Source organism: Vibrio pomeroyi, assembly GCF_024347595.1.
GTDB lineage: Bacteria > Pseudomonadota > Gammaproteobacteria > Enterobacterales > Vibrionaceae > Vibrio > Vibrio pomeroyi.
The window spans coordinates 2843563-2859943 of sequence record NZ_AP025506.1 but is presented as its reverse complement, the minus strand read 5'-3'; the positions used below and the strand labels follow the sequence as shown (position 1 = coordinate 2859943).

13 protein-coding genes are annotated in these 16381 nt (G+C 45.1%); 5 read left to right on the top strand and 8 right to left on the bottom strand.

Features of this window, described 5'->3' with window-relative positions; translation table 11 throughout:
- The first annotated feature begins 112 nt into the window (after positions 1-112).
- Entirely contained in the window at positions 113-2143 is a 2031-nt protein-coding gene (locus OCV12_RS12485) for a TonB-dependent receptor plug domain-containing protein (protein WP_261884780.1), read from the top strand.
- 128 nt (positions 2144-2271) lie between these two features.
- Here OCV12_RS12485 and xni read toward each other — a convergent pair whose 3' ends face one another.
- The 5 genes from xni to queF all read right to left on the bottom strand — a co-directional run bounded on the left by xni (position 2272) and on the right by queF (position 9746).
- A complete protein-coding gene (gene xni, locus OCV12_RS12480; protein ID WP_213865401.1) occupies positions 2272-3045 on the bottom strand; it encodes a flap endonuclease Xni in 774 nt (257 codons plus the stop codon).
- Between the two features lie 159 nt (positions 3046-3204).
- Complete coding sequence (gene ppnN / locus OCV12_RS12475; RefSeq protein WP_248386714.1) at positions 3205-4569, bottom strand: nucleotide 5'-monophosphate nucleosidase PpnN; 1365 nt, start codon at positions 4567-4569, stop codon at positions 3205-3207.
- 331 nt (positions 4570-4900) lie between these two features.
- A complete protein-coding gene (locus OCV12_RS12470) occupies positions 4901-6466 on the bottom strand; it encodes a sensor domain-containing diguanylate cyclase (protein WP_017630802.1) in 1566 nt (521 codons plus the stop codon).
- Between the two features lie 118 nt (positions 6467-6584).
- Positions 6585-8843 (bottom strand): tetratricopeptide repeat protein, encoded by a 2259-nt coding sequence (locus OCV12_RS12465; protein WP_261884779.1) that lies wholly within the window; start codon positions 8841-8843, stop codon positions 6585-6587.
- Positions 8844-8900: 57 nt separating this feature from the next.
- Positions 8901-9746 carry an NADPH-dependent 7-cyano-7-deazaguanine reductase QueF gene (gene queF, locus OCV12_RS12460; RefSeq protein WP_261884778.1) on the bottom strand — a complete coding sequence of 282 codons (846 nt, stop codon included), beginning with the start codon at positions 9744-9746 and terminating at the stop codon, positions 8901-8903.
- A gap of 131 nt (positions 9747-9877) precedes the next feature.
- Between queF and syd the strand changes: the two genes are divergently transcribed.
- The 3 genes from syd (at position 9878) to OCV12_RS12445 (ending at position 12820) form a co-directional block, all read left to right on the top strand.
- Positions 9878-10423: a SecY-interacting protein gene (gene syd / locus OCV12_RS12455; protein ID WP_017630799.1), complete on the top strand. Its 546-nt coding sequence runs from the start codon at positions 9878-9880 to the stop codon at positions 10421-10423.
- A gap of 4 nt (positions 10424-10427) precedes the next feature.
- Complete coding sequence (locus tag OCV12_RS12450; RefSeq protein WP_017630798.1) at positions 10428-11204, top strand: Zn-ribbon-containing protein; 777 nt, start codon at positions 10428-10430, stop codon at positions 11202-11204.
- A gap of 410 nt (positions 11205-11614) precedes the next feature.
- Complete coding sequence (locus OCV12_RS12445) at positions 11615-12820, top strand: carbohydrate porin (RefSeq protein WP_261884777.1); 1206 nt, start codon at positions 11615-11617, stop codon at positions 12818-12820.
- Positions 12821-12930: 110 nt separating this feature from the next.
- Here OCV12_RS12445 and OCV12_RS12440 read toward each other — a convergent pair whose 3' ends face one another.
- The 3 genes from OCV12_RS12440 to metN form a co-directional block, all read right to left on the bottom strand.
- Positions 12931-13740, bottom strand: a complete 810-nt coding sequence (locus tag OCV12_RS12440; protein ID WP_017630795.1) for a MetQ/NlpA family lipoprotein — start codon at positions 13738-13740, stop codon at positions 12931-12933.
- Positions 13741-13821: 81 nt separating this feature from the next.
- Positions 13822-14505: a methionine ABC transporter permease gene (locus tag OCV12_RS12435; protein ID WP_261884776.1), complete on the bottom strand. Its 684-nt coding sequence runs from the start codon at positions 14503-14505 to the stop codon at positions 13822-13824.
- The gene (gene metN, locus OCV12_RS12430) at positions 14495-15529 is read right to left on the bottom strand and encodes a methionine ABC transporter ATP-binding protein MetN (RefSeq protein ID WP_261884775.1); all 1035 of its coding nucleotides are present in this window, start codon (positions 15527-15529) and stop codon (positions 14495-14497) included. Before metN ends, OCV12_RS12435 begins: the two co-directional genes overlap by 11 nt.
- Positions 15530-15736: 207 nt before the next feature.
- On the opposite strand from metN, the gene gmhB reads away from it, so the two are divergent.
- Positions 15737-16321 carry a D-glycero-beta-D-manno-heptose 1,7-bisphosphate 7-phosphatase gene (gene gmhB / locus OCV12_RS12425; protein WP_261884774.1) on the top strand — a complete coding sequence of 195 codons (585 nt, stop codon included), beginning with the start codon at positions 15737-15739 and terminating at the stop codon, positions 16319-16321.
- The last annotated feature ends 60 nt before the right edge of the window (positions 16322-16381 follow it).

Below are 16381 nucleotides of genomic sequence, written 5' to 3'. Positions count from 1 at the left end.
TTTATTAAAAGTAAGGGAACGTAAGTAAAGAATGTAAATGATAAGAATTATCATTCAAACTGTGTAATATTCACGCCTCCTCACTCGAATCTATAAAATATAAAAACAGAATATGAAACTTAAAGCATTATCAGTGGCTGTTACGGTCGCCTTAACTTCATTTACAGCGCTTGCTGCTGACGAACAAGAAACCGTTGTTGTTATCGGTTCTGCCCTTGACCAACTTGTTCAGACTGAAATCAACTCTGACACGCTTGAAAAGAAACAAGCATCGGACATCAAAGATGTCCTGAACACCATGCCAAGTGTGACGGTAGACGGAAACGCGCGTTACTCTCGTAAAGTGTATGTACGTGGTATGGAAGACAAATTTGCCGTAGTGACCATTGATGGTGCTCGTCAAGAAGGTCAGCTGTTCCACCACTCAGGTGATCAGGCGATTGACCCAGCGATGCTTAAGCGTGCTGAAATTGAACTCGGCGGTAACTCTGCGCTATCGGGTTCAGGTGCGATCAATGGCTCGTTTAGCTATGAGACTAAAGATCCAAGCGACCTTCTTAAGCCAGGTGAAAGCATTGGTGCTCGAGTTAAAACTAGCTACCAAACGGCTTACGAGCGTTTCGCAACCAATGTTGCTGTGTACGCAAAAGTGAACGACAAGCTGCAGTTCATGGGTATTGCAAACTACTCAGAAGATGGCGACCTACATATCCCAGATCAGGAAGCGGTAACGTCTAAGCAGGGCGAGCTTAAGTCTGGCTTAGCTAAGGTTGTTTTCATTCCCAATGATGCCAACGAATTCAAGCTGACTTTCAACCGATACAACGATGGCGGTAAGCGCCAGCTGTCTGGTGAGAAGGCTGGTGCGCTGTATGCTGATGATGAACACAACTACCACTCGCTCAACCGCGATACTGTGACTCTACAGCACGAATACGATGCAGGTAGTGACTTGGTACATCTGAAAACCAATATCTACTACAACCGCCAGTACATGGAGCGTGATGCGCTTGTTGATACTGCTTGGGATAAAGACGCGAACGGTAACTGGATTAAAGATGGCACAATTGCTATTCCTGATCGCGAATACAATGTGACGACCATTGGTGGTGACATCCGTAATATCTCTTGGGTTGGCGAGCATGAGCTGACTTACGGTCTTGATGGTTATAAGGCAGAGCAGTGGATTGATGCGGATGACGGTGTTTACCAAAGCGGTTCTAAGCAAGGTGAAACTAAGAAGTACGGCATGGATGGTGGTACGGTGACGGCTTACGGCCTTTACCTACAAGACATGTATGAGTTCAGTGATTTCCGCCTAACTACTGGCTTGCGTTACGACGTTCATAAACTTGGTGGTGTTTACGATGGCGACTTCGACCAGTTGTCTCCTAAATTCAAAGGTGAATACCAAACCACGGATAACCTAAAACTTCGTGTCGGCTATGGTCGTCTGTTTAAAGGTGCATCATTACCAGAAGCATTAACGATGAAAGCTGCACCTGATGTGAACCAGTCTGATACTAAGGCGATGACGGGTAACAACTACGAAGCGGGTTTTGATTACGAGCTGACGCGTCTGCTTGCTGCTGACTACGCAATCCTAGGTTTCACGGCTTACACCTACAACCTTGATAACCAAATGCACCCAACCAAGAACAACTCAACACTGGCAAACCAGTATGATGTTGAAGTGTGGGGTGTGGAAACAGTATTGAGCTATGAGCTAGATTCTCTAAGTGTATACGCGAACCACTCATACTCAGACGGTGACCAGAAAGATCTAGAAAATGGCAAGACCAGCCATATGAGCAAAACAGGCATTCACAACTTCAAAGCGGGCTTCAACTACAGCCTAAACAGCGAGTTTGTGTTTGGTTGGGATTCTCGCTTCGTTCCAGGTAATGACTACATGGACGAAGACGGTGAACAAGTGAAGCGTGCTGGTTTTGCAACACACAACATTTGGGCGGCTTACACGCCTACGTTTGCTAAAGACCTAGAGATGAACATCGGTATCGATAACCTACTTGATAAGAAATACGCAGAGCACACTGGCTTTGGTATCTCTTGGGGCTCAGACAAGTACACCAGCTACGAAGCCGGTCGTAACTTCAAAGCTTCTATCGCTTATAACTTCTAATCATCCGATTGAGTCCGCTTAGGCGGTCGCCGTAAATAACAAAAAGCCTTAGTGTCGACTAAGGCTTTTCTGTATCTGAAGCTCTGTATAACAGACGTTCGTTATAATAGAGGCTTTGTATATGAGATCTAAGCGTTCGCTTCGTAGCGAATATCTTGCAGGTTAAAACCTAAATCGATGTCTGTTTTCAAAGCCGAAACCAGCTTACATAAACGAGCTGATTCGATGTGTTCATCGAATTTCTTGCGATATTTCTTCGGCAGGTCTTCTGCTTGATAGGCGGTTTCAATATCTGGGTAGGTGGTTAATATCTCTTTTGCCGCTTTAGGGCCGACACCTGGGATTCCCGGTACTTGGCTAGAGCTGACACCGGTTAAGCCCCAGTAATCAGCAAGCTGCTCAGGCTTTACCCCAAACTCCGCTTCGATAAAGGGTTTATCCAACCAGCGATGTTGGAAGTAATCACGGATCTGCAGGGTAGGTGATAGCAGTTGGCAGTAGCCCTTATCTGTCGAAATGATGGTGACGGTTTCTCCGTGGTCAGCCACTTTCTTTGCCAATGTTGCCACTAGATCATCCGCTTCATCGCCATCCGACAATAGTGAATCAATACCTAACTCCCACCAAGCTTGTTGGATCGCATCAAGGCCCTTCATCAGTGGTTCTGGCATCGGTTTACGGTTTTGTTTATAAGCAGGCAGTACTTCGGCACGCCAGCCTCGGTCTTGTAAGTGATGATCAAAAACCGCGATGATGTGAGTTGGCTTAGACTCAGAAAGAATTTTATTGAGCGTACGAGTGGTCGTGGTGATGGTTCTTGCTATATCGGTTGGATCTGGCTGAACAGAGTGCACGCGTCGGATGAGGTTTAAGGCATCGATGATAACAAGATGGATAGACATAAGTTTCCACTAAATAGGCAATAAAAAAGGGGCTGCTAGCCCCTTATAGTAACGTATCACTTGGTGAGTTGAAACGTTAGCGACGTAAACGTCATAACCTGATTAACGTTATGCCTGGCAATTGGTTATCTGTTACTTGGTTGCAGTGAATGAGTGTAATTAATCGCTCGGTGCTATTTTATAACAAGGCACGTAGTCCGTACCGCCCGGCAGCTTCATTCGATGTTGTTCAACAAAGTCATTCAGCAGTTGGTCCATTTTGGTCATCAGCTCTTTGTCACCATCAATAATGAATGGGCCATGTTTTTCTATTTCTAGAATACCTTCAGCTTTGACGTTACCTGCCACTATGCCAGAGAACGCTTTACGTAAATTCGCTGCTAGGCTCTCTGTTTTTTGGTCCATATGAAGATCCAGCGCCGCCATTGACTCATGAGTCGGGTCGAACGGCAGTTGGAACTCTGGTTCAATATGCAGTGACCAGTTGTAGCTGTACGCATCACCGGTTTCTTTACGGTGAGAGCGCACATTTGGCATCGCTTGTTTCATAATTTTTGCAGCACGTGCTGGGTCATCAATAACGATCTCATAGTGTTTTTGTGCATCAGGACCTAAGGTCTCACCAATGAACTTATCAATCGAACGGAAGTAAGCTTCGCTCTCTTTTGAGCCCGTTAACACAATCGGCATTGGCTGTTCAGCGTTATTCGGGTGCATCATGATCCCTAATATATACAACAGCTCTTCGGCAGTACCTGGGCCGCCTGGGAAAATGATGATGCCATGCGCCATACGAACGAAGGCTTCGAGACGTTTCTCGATGTCTGGCATGATCACCAGCTCGTTCACTATTGGGTTTGGTGGCTCAGCCGCAATGATCGAAGGCTCAGTAAGCCCTAGATAACGATGATCGGTGTAACGCTGTTTTGCGTGACCAATCGCAGCCCCTTTCATTGGACCCTCCATCGCGCCCGGCCCACAACCAGTACAGATGTTTAGTTCACGCAGGCCAAGTTCATTACCCACTTCGCGCGTGTATTGGTATTCGCTGGCATTAATAGAGTGACCACCCCAACAAACGATGAGGTTTGGCTCGATGCCCGGAGTTAGCGCACCTGCGTTTCTCAAAATACCAAACACAAGATTGGTGATGTGAGTGGCGTTGGTGAGGTTGAGCCTTTGGTTATCGGCTAAGTGCATGTTGACGTAAACAATGTCACGCAGCACTGAAAATAGGTGTTCTTGGATGCCCTTGATGATTTCACCATCAACAAAAGCATGCTCAGGTGGGTTGCTCAGTTCGAGCTTGATACCACGCTCACGGCGAACGACTTCGACATCGAACGACAGATACTTGTCGAGCAACTCTTTAGAGTTGTCGGTGTGGCTACCTGAGTTGAGTACCGCTAACGTACAGTTACGATACAGTTGGTACAGATCACTAGATGCGGTTTTTTTAAGACGCTCAACCTCAAGTTGAGAGAGTAAATCCATGCTACCGGCAGGGCTGATATGAGTGATCATAGTGCCTCCTTGTTGAAAAGAGCAGGGGACGTTGAAGTGACCCTCTGGCTCGAGAGTGAGAAGCAAACGTTGAAAGTGTTTGGTTAAGGGTGAGAGAGTTAACCAGACGAAACGGATACGACAGCGTTGCTTAATGGCTTTTGTAAACTTGCTTAATAGCTCATATGTATCGGCTTAAGAGCGACTATACATAGGTTTAAGAGCGACTTTACAGCATTGCTTGCCAAGAATGCTTGTTAAGCGAATGTTAATCATTAGCTTAGCAAACATTGAAGGAAATGGTATGTGATAAGTATTTGAAAAAATGAAATAAATTAAATCTAGGAAAGGTCTAGTTCCAAACCAGCTGGTTAGTACCGCGCTGTTTTGCTTTATTTAGCGTCTTATTGAGTCGCTCTAGCACTTCTTCAGGTGTATCTGATTCTTTAAATTGAGTACTCGCAGCACATAAGGTAATCGTGATTTGTTGGTCACGGAACTTAAACGGTAAGCGGCTAACTTGAGTCTGGATGTTTTGAATCACCTGATGGCAATATTCATCGGTTTGTTCGGGTAGCAACAAGATAAACTCCTCACCAGAAAAGCGAGCCACAGTATCGGTGGTGCCGGTTTCTTTGGTGATGGTTCTCGCGATGATCTTGAGTGCCTTGTCGCCTGCGGTATAACCAAAGCTATCATTAATGGCTTTGAAGTTATCGATGTCTAGCAGTACCACACGCAGTGAGTGTTGAGCGCGAATCCAGCGGCGGTATTCAAGTTCTAAACGATCGGTAAAAGCAGTGCGGTTGTACACCTTCGTTAGAGGGTCAAGCAGCATACGCTGCGCCTGATCTTCCAAGCGCTTACGGTAATCTTGGGTGACTTCATAGAGCGAGTCTAACTGAGTTTTTCCGTAACTCATTCTCTCTATCAGAGCTTGTTCTTTCTGCTCCGCGTGATTCAGTCTTTCTGAAAGCGAGGCTATTTCACTGAGCAGCGGATTAATCGACATCTTTAAATTATCGATGTCTGTAGCTTTATCCACTGAGCTTTGGCTCTTAGAAACCAATTCATTCAATTCTGAATTCAGACCTTGTCGATGCTCAAAGTAGCTTTGGCTCTGGTCGGCATTTTGGTCTGCGGTTTTGATGCTAGACGCAAGTGAAGAGTTAAGCTGATCAATAAACTGTTCAGACTTTTTGCGCTCTAGATTGGTGCCTTCAATGACCAGCTTGAGAATTTGAAGCGTCAGCTCAAGTAGGTTTTGTGTGGAAACACCAAGTAGTAGCTTTGCTCGAATATCGGTAAGCAGATCACCCGATTCACCCTCGAAGTCGAGTTCAGTGATCAGATGTTGTAATTCGTTTGATAGGTCGGAAAGGAGTTCTTGCTCTGGAGATTGTGCAGCGTCGGCAAAATGGGTGCGTGAGTTGTTCGCCATAATCTTTATGGCACGCTCATAAATACCGAGAAGTTTCATGGCATGGTCGACTTTCTGACTGCCATTGCATTCGGAGAAGCTAAGTAAGTTTCGTAGGTCGCGTTTCAACTGCGCTGGTAAACCAGTGATGCGTTGCAGCGTTTCCCCACTGTGCTTAATGCTATCGTCCAGATATCCGTTCTGTTTATCCATAGCCAACGTTTTCTGCTTAAGCATCCTTTCTAATACTGCCAGCTTTGGGATCATTGAGCTAATGTCTTTTTGCTTTTCTAGCTCTTCCCTAAGGGCAATGAGGTTTTCATCTAAATGGCTGTTACTGCCAACACATGCATCACTTAAAGATGTGACGATACGTTTTAGAACTTTCTGTTCTCGAATAAATTTGAACGAGGTGTCTCTTTGCGTCAAACGGACCTGCTCCAACTGAGATTTCAGCTGGTGGAGTTGCGCCTGAATGTCTTTTTCAAGAATGCCCATAGATGTATTAATTAGCGCCGCGTAGACCGATCTCGATCATTTTGATGAAATTCCGTTACATCGATAATAACAAAACTAAAAATAAGGTCACGACTTGCAAGTCTTAACCGCTCGCAAATCAGTCATCTTTTAGCATTTTTTTGATGTTGTCCTCATTCTGGTACGACGATTGTATTTTTATTAACCCTTGATTAATCGCATGTTTACACGCTTCTCTTATGTTACCGGTTGCAAGGCTTGCCGCTGGTGCATTGTCGATAGCTTTGAGGTATACCCACTGGCTGCTGCGCTCTTTGAGACTTATCTCACGCGCTAGGTTGGTTGACATCAATAACACGTCGAGCAGCTCTTGATCGTTAATCGCGGTGTAAGCGCGTGGCAAGAACGGGTAATCCGCGATGCCCATGCGAACGGTTCGGTTGATGTTGCGTTCGGGTTCGAAGTTATTCACCCAAGATTGAATCTTTTTGAACATCGCCTCAGGTGATAAATCACGGTCTGAGTTAGGTTCGATATAAAGCAGGTTGGCGTCCGAGAAGTGGTAAACACGAGCAGGGCCTTCCAGCTTTGATTTTAAGAACTCGCCGAAAGCGTCTTCGAGCTCGAGACCCGCTTTATAACCATTTTGCGTGTACATGTTGCGAAGGAAGGGCAAATCAATCATCACGAAGCGTAAACGGTCGTTGAGTGGCTCATGAATCAATTCGCCCATCTGCCACTGTTCAAAGGTTTGGCTGGTTTGCTCTAATGAATTTGAAAGCTTCGCATTGAGCATTCTTAGGTTCGGAAGTTTTGAACGTGAGTGCGTAAACAGATCCGTGCGCAATGAGTCCACTTCTTTGGCTAAGGTTTGAATGATGTAGCCGCGACGCAGCACAAAGAAGAACAAGATAATACTGAACAAGAATAGGGCGAACGAGATCTTCTGGAACTTACGATGTTCCAGTTTGTATTTCTCTAGCTCTTGCGCTTGGCCTGCATAGTGCAGAGTTTGTTCGGCAAACTCTTTCTGTTGGCGGAATGCGTCTTCACCAACACGGTTGAGTTTTTGCTGTTCTAAAGAGACAAGACTGTTGTATTGCTTAAGGTTAGCCAACGCCTGTTGTGGACGACCTGCTTGTTCATAACCCAAAGAGAGTAAGTAATATGAACGTTGCGACAAACGTATATTCTCGACCTGGCGCGAGATCTCAAGTGCGCGTGTCGCATGCTTGATCACATCTTCGCTCTCTTGCAGATGGTAAGCCAAACCTGCCGATAGCAGTGCAGCGCGACCTTCCAGTTTCGGAATGTCGGTGTACTCCAGCAGTTCAAGGGCACGGGTTAGGTACTGCTCTGCAAGAGGGTAGTTATAAAGACGTAAGTAGGTTGCCGATAAACTTAGACGAATATCAATGACTTGGTAGATGTCTCGGTCGGTACTCTCGTGATCCAGAACATTGAAAAAGTGTACTAAGGCAAGGTTGTATTTACCTTGGAAGAAGTACACATCACCCATCTTTTTAAGCACTTGTGCTAATACGGGTGAATTTTCAAAGTTGTCATAAAAATCAGCAGCTTGAGATAGGTGTTCTAGTGCTTTATCTAATACTTGTCGCTCAAAGAAAAGCTGTGCCAGTAGGCGGTTTACCTTAGCCAAACGAGAGCTCAAATTGCCTTCTACCGACTTCCAATAGCCATACAACAACTCAGATAGCGCGTGGTTGTACTCTTTGTGGTTCAGGTAAAACTCACCAACTGAGATGTGATAGTCGATGGTTACTTTTTCAGAGTAACGTTGGTCGAGGTAGGTCTTCGCTTCTTGGTAGAACTTTTCCGCTTCATCGATCTTGTTATCGAAGGAGGCGATATCGGCTTTCAACATGATCAAGCGATAGGTGATGCCTTCCGTCAGACGTAAGGTTTTATTCACCGATTCTAGGTTTGTTTCAATATTGGCTAGCTCTGCCTTTGCTTTGGCTGACTTTCGGTCACTTAGCCAAAGTAAGCGTACTTTTAGGATCTCTAGATCCAGTTTTAGGTACTCAAGCTTATAGGTTTTCGCAAGCTCAGAGGCTTTGTCGATGTGCTGAATTGCAATACGAATGTTGCCAAGGTTGTATTCGGCTTTCGCTAAGATCTTGTAGGCATCGATACTGCTGTTTGGTGTTCGAATCGAAGAGTCTGTCTCTTCGCGAGAAATCGCCGAAGGGCTTTTCTCGCGTTGATCAGAAAGGACACGTAGCGTTAGGTAGCTGTTGGCCATTTGTTTTGCTTGGCTCGGCTCGATCTCAACCAAATTATTGGCTTCGTTGAGCAGCGCCGATGAATAGACCGACGCATTAACCGATGTGCTTAAGCTTAAAATAAATAGGCTAACAACGTATAACCAACGCATTTCAATGTCCTTTTAAAGATGAGGTAGGTTCCAATAAGTGTGTGTCCTGTGAGCCTATTATTGGCGAGCCATACGCTTGTTGTGGCTTGGTCTATCTTGCTCTGTTGAACGGTATGGGTTGATATCCAGACCACCACGACGCGTGTAACGTGCGAATACGGTGAGCTTCGATGGGCCACAGTATTTCATGATGTCAGTGAAGATACGTTCAACACATTGTTCGTGGAATTCGTTGTGTTCACGGAAAGAAACTAAATAGCGTAGCAGAGCTTCACGGTCAATTTGCTTACCTGAATATGCGATCTCAACGCTGCCCCAGTCCGGTTGGTTGGTGATCAAACAGTTCGACTTCAATAGGTGGCTGTGCAGTGTTTCTTCCACTTCTTGTTCGCCAGCAGCACCTTCAAGCAGTGATGCTTCAAAGTCGTAGCTAGTGATTTGGATATCTTGGTTGTCGATACATTCGCCTTCCATCGTTACGATAGGTTGGTTGGTGTAGTCGGTTACTGAGTTTACATTCACAATGACGGTTTCGCCTGCACATGCTGACAAATCTTGGGTCAGGCGCTCAGTTACTTGTTCCCAGTTTTCGAATTGAGTCTGGTTGTAGCTGTTTAGGTACAGCTTGAAAGATTTTGATTCAATTAAGTTTGGGCTCGTTGCTGGGATGAAAACTTCACCCACGGCGACTTGTGGTAGGCCATTAGTGTTTAGCCACGAAAGTTCGTACATCGTCCAAATATCATGACCAACAAAAGGCAGTTCACCGTTTAGCGCAAGATCATCACGATTCAGGCTACGAGGTACTGGTTGCAATAAACTTGCATCGTATTGGTTAGAGTACTCAGTTTTTTGGCCTAGGGTTAAACCCGCTAGCTCTTTTGCGTCAGAATATTTGCTCATACTTTCGTTTCAAATTCGATTAGAATGGGGTCGATTTTACTGAATCCCCATTACCCTGTCATTAAGTCATCGCCTAATCGACACGGAAAGGGCTCGGATTCTATTTATTATTTTGTGTTTAGGAGATTTTCATGACTCAACGTGCTCAAGACGCACTACTTTCTTTTAGTCAGCGATACGTTGACGCGTGGCAACAGCAACACCAAAGCTTACCTCGCAATGAGGAGTTGGTGGACGTGGTATCGCCATGTGTAGAAGAAAAGAGCGGCGATGCCGTGTTATGGAAGCACTATCCACGTGAGCAATTTGCGGATTTCACCAACGTAGAAACTGGCATTGAGTTGACGCTGCACGAAGACATCAAAACCTTCTACGGTGCGCAATACAGCGCAGATATGAACGCGACCTTCGACGGCAATGAACTGACTCTATTACAGATTTGGAGTGATGAAGACTTCGAATGCCTACAAGAAAACATCTTAGGTCACCTCGTGACTCAACGTCGCTTAAAACTAAAGCCTACGGTTTTTATCGCAGCGACTGACGCGGAACTGGATGTTATCTCTATCTGTAACTTAACGGGCAACGTGATTTTAGAGCGCTTAGGCACCAAAAATCGAGATGTACTAGCCGAGACTTTGGCAGAATTTTTAGAAAAGCTACAACCAGCGGTATAAATAGATGTACGTACTAGAACTTCAATTTGAGTGTTTTGATAACACAACGGTAAGCGCTGTCGACAAGGCTGTTAATGGCTTAATGGATGCACTTCGTTATAACGGACAGGTGCTGGGTCGTGAATTTCCTATCGTGATGGGAGACGGCGAGTTTTATGTTCGCGTTGTCTGCCCAGAGCAAGACAGCTTACATCCGCGTAACCACTCAGATTTCGTAAAAGTGTGCTTTGATCGCTTGTCTAATGCGAGCCTGCTTGCGCCGAAAATGCGTTTACTTGGCCGAGATCTGAACTCTGAAGAAGTAGCTGAAGACGAAGCGCCTAGCTGGCAGGTGCTTTACACGACGTTCGTTCATACCTGTTCACCGCTACGTAGTGGTGACAGCTTGTTGCCGATCCCTCTGTACCGCAACCCGCCAACCTTCAATGGTGACCATAAAGCCGTGTTGAAATGGCAGACTGAATGGCAAGCCTGTGATGAAGTCCAAATGGGTGGTGGTTGTCGTGCTGAACACGCAACTCTGACTGAGATCAGTGATACCAAAAGCGTGTTGTTCAAACGCGGTTGGGGCTTAAGAGGACGCATAGAATATCTTACGAAGATCCCGACTTATTATTACTTGTATCGCGTGGGTGGCATCAGCTTAAAAGCTGAAAAAGAACGTAAATGTCCGCAATGTGGTGGTGAATGGCTGCTAGATGCGCCGATCCACGACATTTTCTATTTCAAGTGTGATGATTGCCGTCTGGTATCAAACATCTCTTGGGATCATCTTAAGTAACTCTTAATCCCTAACTCCTAAAGCTTAATTTGCGATTCAAGGTATCGAAGTGTTGATCAATACTTCGATACTTATTCCTCTGTTTTCTCCCTGTTAGCTTCTCGTCTGTTTCTCTTTTTTTGACCTCTATATTGAGCATTAATCAGTATTGGGCTTTGCCAATATTGTCGAACCTATTCAGCTCTGAAATGCACATATTCTGTGCTGTATGTCTCTCTCTGTAGTCCTCAAGTATTCACCGAAATAATTCCACACCCATCAACTTTTGATCATTTCAATAGTTAACTGGATCACAGTAATCAATCAGCTCCCTTTCAATTTATATTCCTCTCAATATAAATGGGATCGATCCCATGGGAATGTTCCCATTTATAAAAATAACGTAATTCTAGATCTTAAAGGAATGGACGATGAAACTGTTACCTATTGCTGCTGCACTCTCTACTGCTTTACTTGCACCTAATTTATACGCTGATGAAACCACGCCATTGGAGTTTAATGGCTACATGCGTGGCGGCGTTGGCCTGAGTAATGAAGGCGGTTCAAATAGTAAATGGGAGGTAAGTAAAGTTGGCCGACTCGGCAATGAAAATGACCTGTATGGCGAGTTTGGTTTTAGAAAAGAAGTGTATGCTGAGGACGACGTTTCATTTTTAGTTGATTCCATGTTGTCGTACTGGCAAGGCCAAGATGAGAACGCGGCGGATAAAAGCGTGGATGTCGTTCAACTCAATGTTCAAGCGGTAGGGCTTTTTGAAGACAAGGATATTGGCATTTGGGCGGGCGAGCGCTACTACCAACGCCATGATGTACACATTGTTGATAACTACTACTGGGATGTAAGCGGCATTGGTGCGGGTGTGGAACACATCAATATGGGACCAGGTAAATTATCGGTGGCTTTGATTCAAGACACAGTGACAGGCGATGTGTTTGATGGCAAAGAAACCACAGCCATGATTGCTGATATACGTTATGCGGGTATTCCATTGTGGAACAATGCGGATCTAGAGGTCGGTATTGATATGAACTTCGCCAATGAAAAGCAGGGCCAAACGGTGGACGCGGATGATAGCGTGATGCTGACAGCCAGCCTAAATCAAAACCTAGTGGGTGGTTTCAACAAAACCATTCTCCAAGTGGCGAATTCTGGCTATGCCGAACAGATGACAACCTTTGGTACCGGTAAGGGCATCGTTCGTGATGCAAACAACAACGATGCGGATGGCTTCCGATTGATTAACTGGGGTGTGCTTGCGATTGGTGAGAATATCGAATTTGGTCACACGGTTCGTTATGCTGCGTCATCGGGTGTTGGCGCGAATAACAGTGATGATGAGTCGTTCAGTGCAGTCATCCGTCCGCTTTATAAGTGGGACAAGCGCATGCGTACCATTCTTGAAATTGGTGGCTTTGTGGAAACCATTGATAACCAAGACGGCGCGGGTGGTAAGTTTACCGTTGCTCAGGCTTGGGTTCCGCAAGTGGGTTTCTGGTCTCGTCCTGAGTTCCGTATTTTTGCGACTTACCTAAACGATGCTGAAAATGACAATGCCTTCGGTGAAGGTAAGAACAGTGAAATGAGTGTCGGTATGCAAGTAGAAGCTTGGTGGTAAGCCGAGCCTTTCTAACGAACTGCGGTAACTAAAAAATTGCAGTACATAAAAAAGGGGCTGACGTTATGTCAGCCCCTTCGGGTATCTATACAATGCTGCAGTTTAGGTGATTACCAACCTTTAACTACGCCACCTTGGAAGATATCAGAAGCTGCGTTGTAAACTTCTTCAGTTTGGTAAGCTTTAACGAAGTTCTGAACGTTTTCAGCGTTTAGGTTGTCTTCACGAGAAACGATTAGGTTTACGTAAGGAGAATCTTTGTCTTCAACGAATACGCCATCTTTTTGTGGAGTCAGGTTGATAGAACTTGCGTAAGTTGTGTTGATGATAGAAAGCGCTACATCATCAAGAGAACGTGGCAGTTGTGCTGCGTCTAGTTCAACAATCGTTAGGTTCTTAGGGTTCTTAACGATGTCACGAACGGTTGCTAGAAGACCAGCACCTTCACGAAGCTCAAGAAGACCTTGCTGCTCAAGAAGCAGTAGAGAACGACCTAGGTTTGTTGGATCGTTTGGTACCGCAATACGAGCACCGTCTTGGATTTCGTCTACAGACTTCACTTCTTTAGAGTAACCAGCGATAGGGTAAACAAACGTGTTACCAGCGATAGTCAGTTTGTAACCACGGTCAGCTACTTGCTGATCTAGGTACGGTGCGTGTTGGAATGCGTTGATGTCGATAGAGCCGTCATCCAGTGCCGCGTTTGGTGTTACGTAATCCGTGAAAGTAACCAGTTCAACGTCTAGGCCGTACTGCTCTTTGGCTACTTTAGCTGCAACTTCAGCAACCTGTGCTTCAGCACCTGCCATTACGCCAACTTTTACTTTAGAAGTATCCACTTCTTTATCACCACAACCTGCTAGTACTAGCGCTGATGCCGCTGCTGCGATAGTAAGTAAACCTTTAAGGCTAAATTTCATAATAATCTCCTTTTAATAAATCTATTTAATTTGGTTCAGACGACTCTTGTCTTAGATAGTTTGCGTTTTAACGCTGAGTCTTTATCTGTGGTCAACACGGCGAACTAATGAATCACCGATTGATTGAATAATTTGTACAAGCACAATCAACATCACTACCGTTATAGCCATGATAGTCACATCGTAACGGTGGAATCCGTAACGAATCGCGACATCACCTAGGCCACCACCACCAACCGTACCTGCCATTGCCGAGTAGCTCACCAGCGTCACTAGCGTAATCGTTACTGAGTTGATAATAGTCGGTAGTGCTTCAGGAAGCAGAACCTTATTGATGATTTGTGTTGGTGTTGCGCCCATTGATTGAGCCGCTTCTACTAGACCTGTTGGTACTTCAAGTAGCGCACTCTCGATAAGTCGAGCCACGAATGGAATAGCGCCAATCGTTAGTGGAACAATCGCAGCGGTTGTACCGATGAAGGTACCAATCAGCATCTTAGTCAGTGGGATAATTGCAACCATCAACACTAAGAAAGGTACTGAACGACCCACGTTCACAATCGCACCTAGAATCTTGTTTACTTTGGTGTTCTCTAACAGGCCACCTTTTTTAGTCGTGTGTAGAATCACGCCTAATGGAATACCGACAGCAAAGCCAACAATGCCTGCAACAGCAACCATGTAGAGTGTTTCGCCTGTTGCGCCTAATAGAAGGTTACCGTTAAGGCTGATCCAGTCAGCAATCTCGTTGAAACTAAAGGACATAACCAAGCACCTCTACTTTTACATTGTTGTCGCGTAGGAATTGGATAGCAGCATTATCATCGGCTTCATTACCGAACAGTTCGGCAACCATCATGCCGAACTTCACGCCGCCGGCGTAATCAAGGTCAGAGCTTAGAATGCTGACATCGATATTGAATTTGCGTGCGATCTGAGTCATCAGCGGAGCATCAACCGTTGCGCCCGTAAACTCTAGGCGTACCAGTGGGTAGCTGCTGTTTACGCGAGTCTCTTGCAAGCGTGCTTGGTAATCTTCAGGAATCGTCAGATCCAACGTTGAACGAATGAATTGATGCGCAAGCTCAGTCTTAGGGTGAGCAAAGATGTCACCAACTGTGCCTTTCTCTACCAATTCACCACCGCCAATGATCGCCACCTCGTGACAAATGCTTTTCACTACATCCATCTCGTGCGTAATAAGCAGGATAGTGATGTTCAGCTTACGGTTGATTTCACGGAGTAGCTCAAGAATCGATTGAGTGGTTGCAGGATCCAGTGCGCTAGTCGCTTCATCACACAGCAGTACTTTCGGGTCAGAGGCCAGTGCACGAGCAATCGCAACACGCTGCTTTTGACCGCCACTTAGGTTTGCAGGGTAAGTGTCACGCTTATCCGCCAAGCCAACGAGTTCAAGTAACTCACTCACTTTTGCTTCAATAACCGCTTTATCTTTACCAGCAAGTTCTAAAGGCAGTGCTACATTGTTAAATACAGTACGAGAAGACAGCAGGTTGAAGTGCTGGAAAATCATGCCGATGTTACGGCGCGCTTCGCTAAGTTCAGATTTGCTGAGTTTTGTCAGGTCGATACCGTCAACAATCACTTCACCTGAAGTTGGCGCTTCCAACATATTTACACAGCGGATTAGGGTACTTTTGCCTGCACCTGAAGAGCCGATGACTCCAAAGATTTGACCTTGAGGAATGTGGAGGTTGATATCAATTAAGGCATTGATTTCTTTAGTGCCTTGATAAAAAACCTTGTTGACTTGATTCACTTTAATCATAGAGAAACCCGTGCAGGTAGAACAGAATAATATGTCGATAGCTCGCTCGATTTACAGACGATGCTATGGTGTTCTATGATCTAAGTCAATAGATATTTTTACGTCTAGACGGCTAAACGTCGATTGTATGGCCAAGCTGGAAACAAATCGTTAACGAACGCAAAACTAAATAGATAGTGATGAAGCAAATAAAGCGTGTAATAATTAATGATTAATAGAGAGTTGATAGAGAACAAAATTTTGTCTAAACCTGCTGTTTTTTTAGATCGTGATGGTGTGATTAACGTTGATCACGGCTACGTACATGATGAGCATGACTTTGAATACATTGACGGTGTGTTTGAAGCGGCGAAAGCGTTTAAAGATATGGGCTATTTATTGGTGCTAGTGACTAACCAGTCAGGCATTGCTCGTGGCATGTTTAGCGAAGACCGTTTTCTTTCTTTAACGCAGTGGATGGATTGGAACTTTGTTGATAATGGTGTCGAGCTCGATGGCATTTATTACTGTCCTCACCACGCTGAACACGGCATTGGTGATTACAAGCAAGATTGTGAATGTCGTAAGCCAAAGCCAGGTATGTTCATTTCTGCTCGTGACTTTCTGAAGATTGATATGGCTAACTCTGTGATGATTGGCGATAAGGCTGAAGACATGATGGCTGCAGAAGCCGCAGGTGTTAGCACTAAAGTATTGGTAAGAACCGGTAAGCCAATCACTGAAAAGGGTGAAGCGCTAGCTAGTGTGGTACTTGATAGCATTAAAGATGTACCTGCTTTCTTAAAAGGCTAAGCGTTTATTTGTCACTAAGGTATTTACCTATCACTAGGCACTTACTTATCAATAAGGTTT

Coding starts and splice junctions, on each gene's coding strand:
- OCV12_RS12485 (WP_261884780.1), top strand. CDS start 113: ATGAAACTTAAAGCATTATCAGTGGCTGTTACGGTCGCCTTAACTTCA.
- OCV12_RS12435 (WP_261884776.1), bottom strand. CDS start 14,505: ATGTCCTTTAGTTTCAACGAGATTGCTGACTGGATCAGCCTTAACGGT.
- metN (WP_261884775.1), bottom strand. CDS start 15,529: ATGATTAAAGTGAATCAAGTCAACAAGGTTTTTTATCAAGGCACTAAA.
- queF (WP_261884778.1), bottom strand. CDS start 9,746: ATGAGCAAATATTCTGACGCAAAAGAGCTAGCGGGTTTAACCCTAGGC.
- OCV12_RS12450 (WP_017630798.1), top strand. CDS start 10,428: ATGTACGTACTAGAACTTCAATTTGAGTGTTTTGATAACACAACGGTA.
- OCV12_RS12470 (WP_017630802.1), bottom strand. CDS start 6,466: ATGGGCATTCTTGAAAAAGACATTCAGGCGCAACTCCACCAGCTGAAA.
- ppnN (WP_248386714.1), bottom strand. CDS start 4,569: ATGATCACTCATATCAGCCCTGCCGGTAGCATGGATTTACTCTCTCAA.
- syd (WP_017630799.1), top strand. CDS start 9,878: ATGACTCAACGTGCTCAAGACGCACTACTTTCTTTTAGTCAGCGATAC.
- gmhB (WP_261884774.1), top strand. CDS start 15,737: ATGATTAATAGAGAGTTGATAGAGAACAAAATTTTGTCTAAACCTGCT.
- OCV12_RS12465 (WP_261884779.1), bottom strand. CDS start 8,843: ATGCGTTGGTTATACGTTGTTAGCCTATTTATTTTAAGCTTAAGCACA.
- OCV12_RS12445 (WP_261884777.1), top strand. CDS start 11,615: ATGAAACTGTTACCTATTGCTGCTGCACTCTCTACTGCTTTACTTGCA.
- OCV12_RS12440 (WP_017630795.1), bottom strand. CDS start 13,740: ATGAAATTTAGCCTTAAAGGTTTACTTACTATCGCAGCAGCGGCATCA.
- xni (WP_213865401.1), bottom strand. CDS start 3,045: ATGTCTATCCATCTTGTTATCATCGATGCCTTAAACCTCATCCGACGC.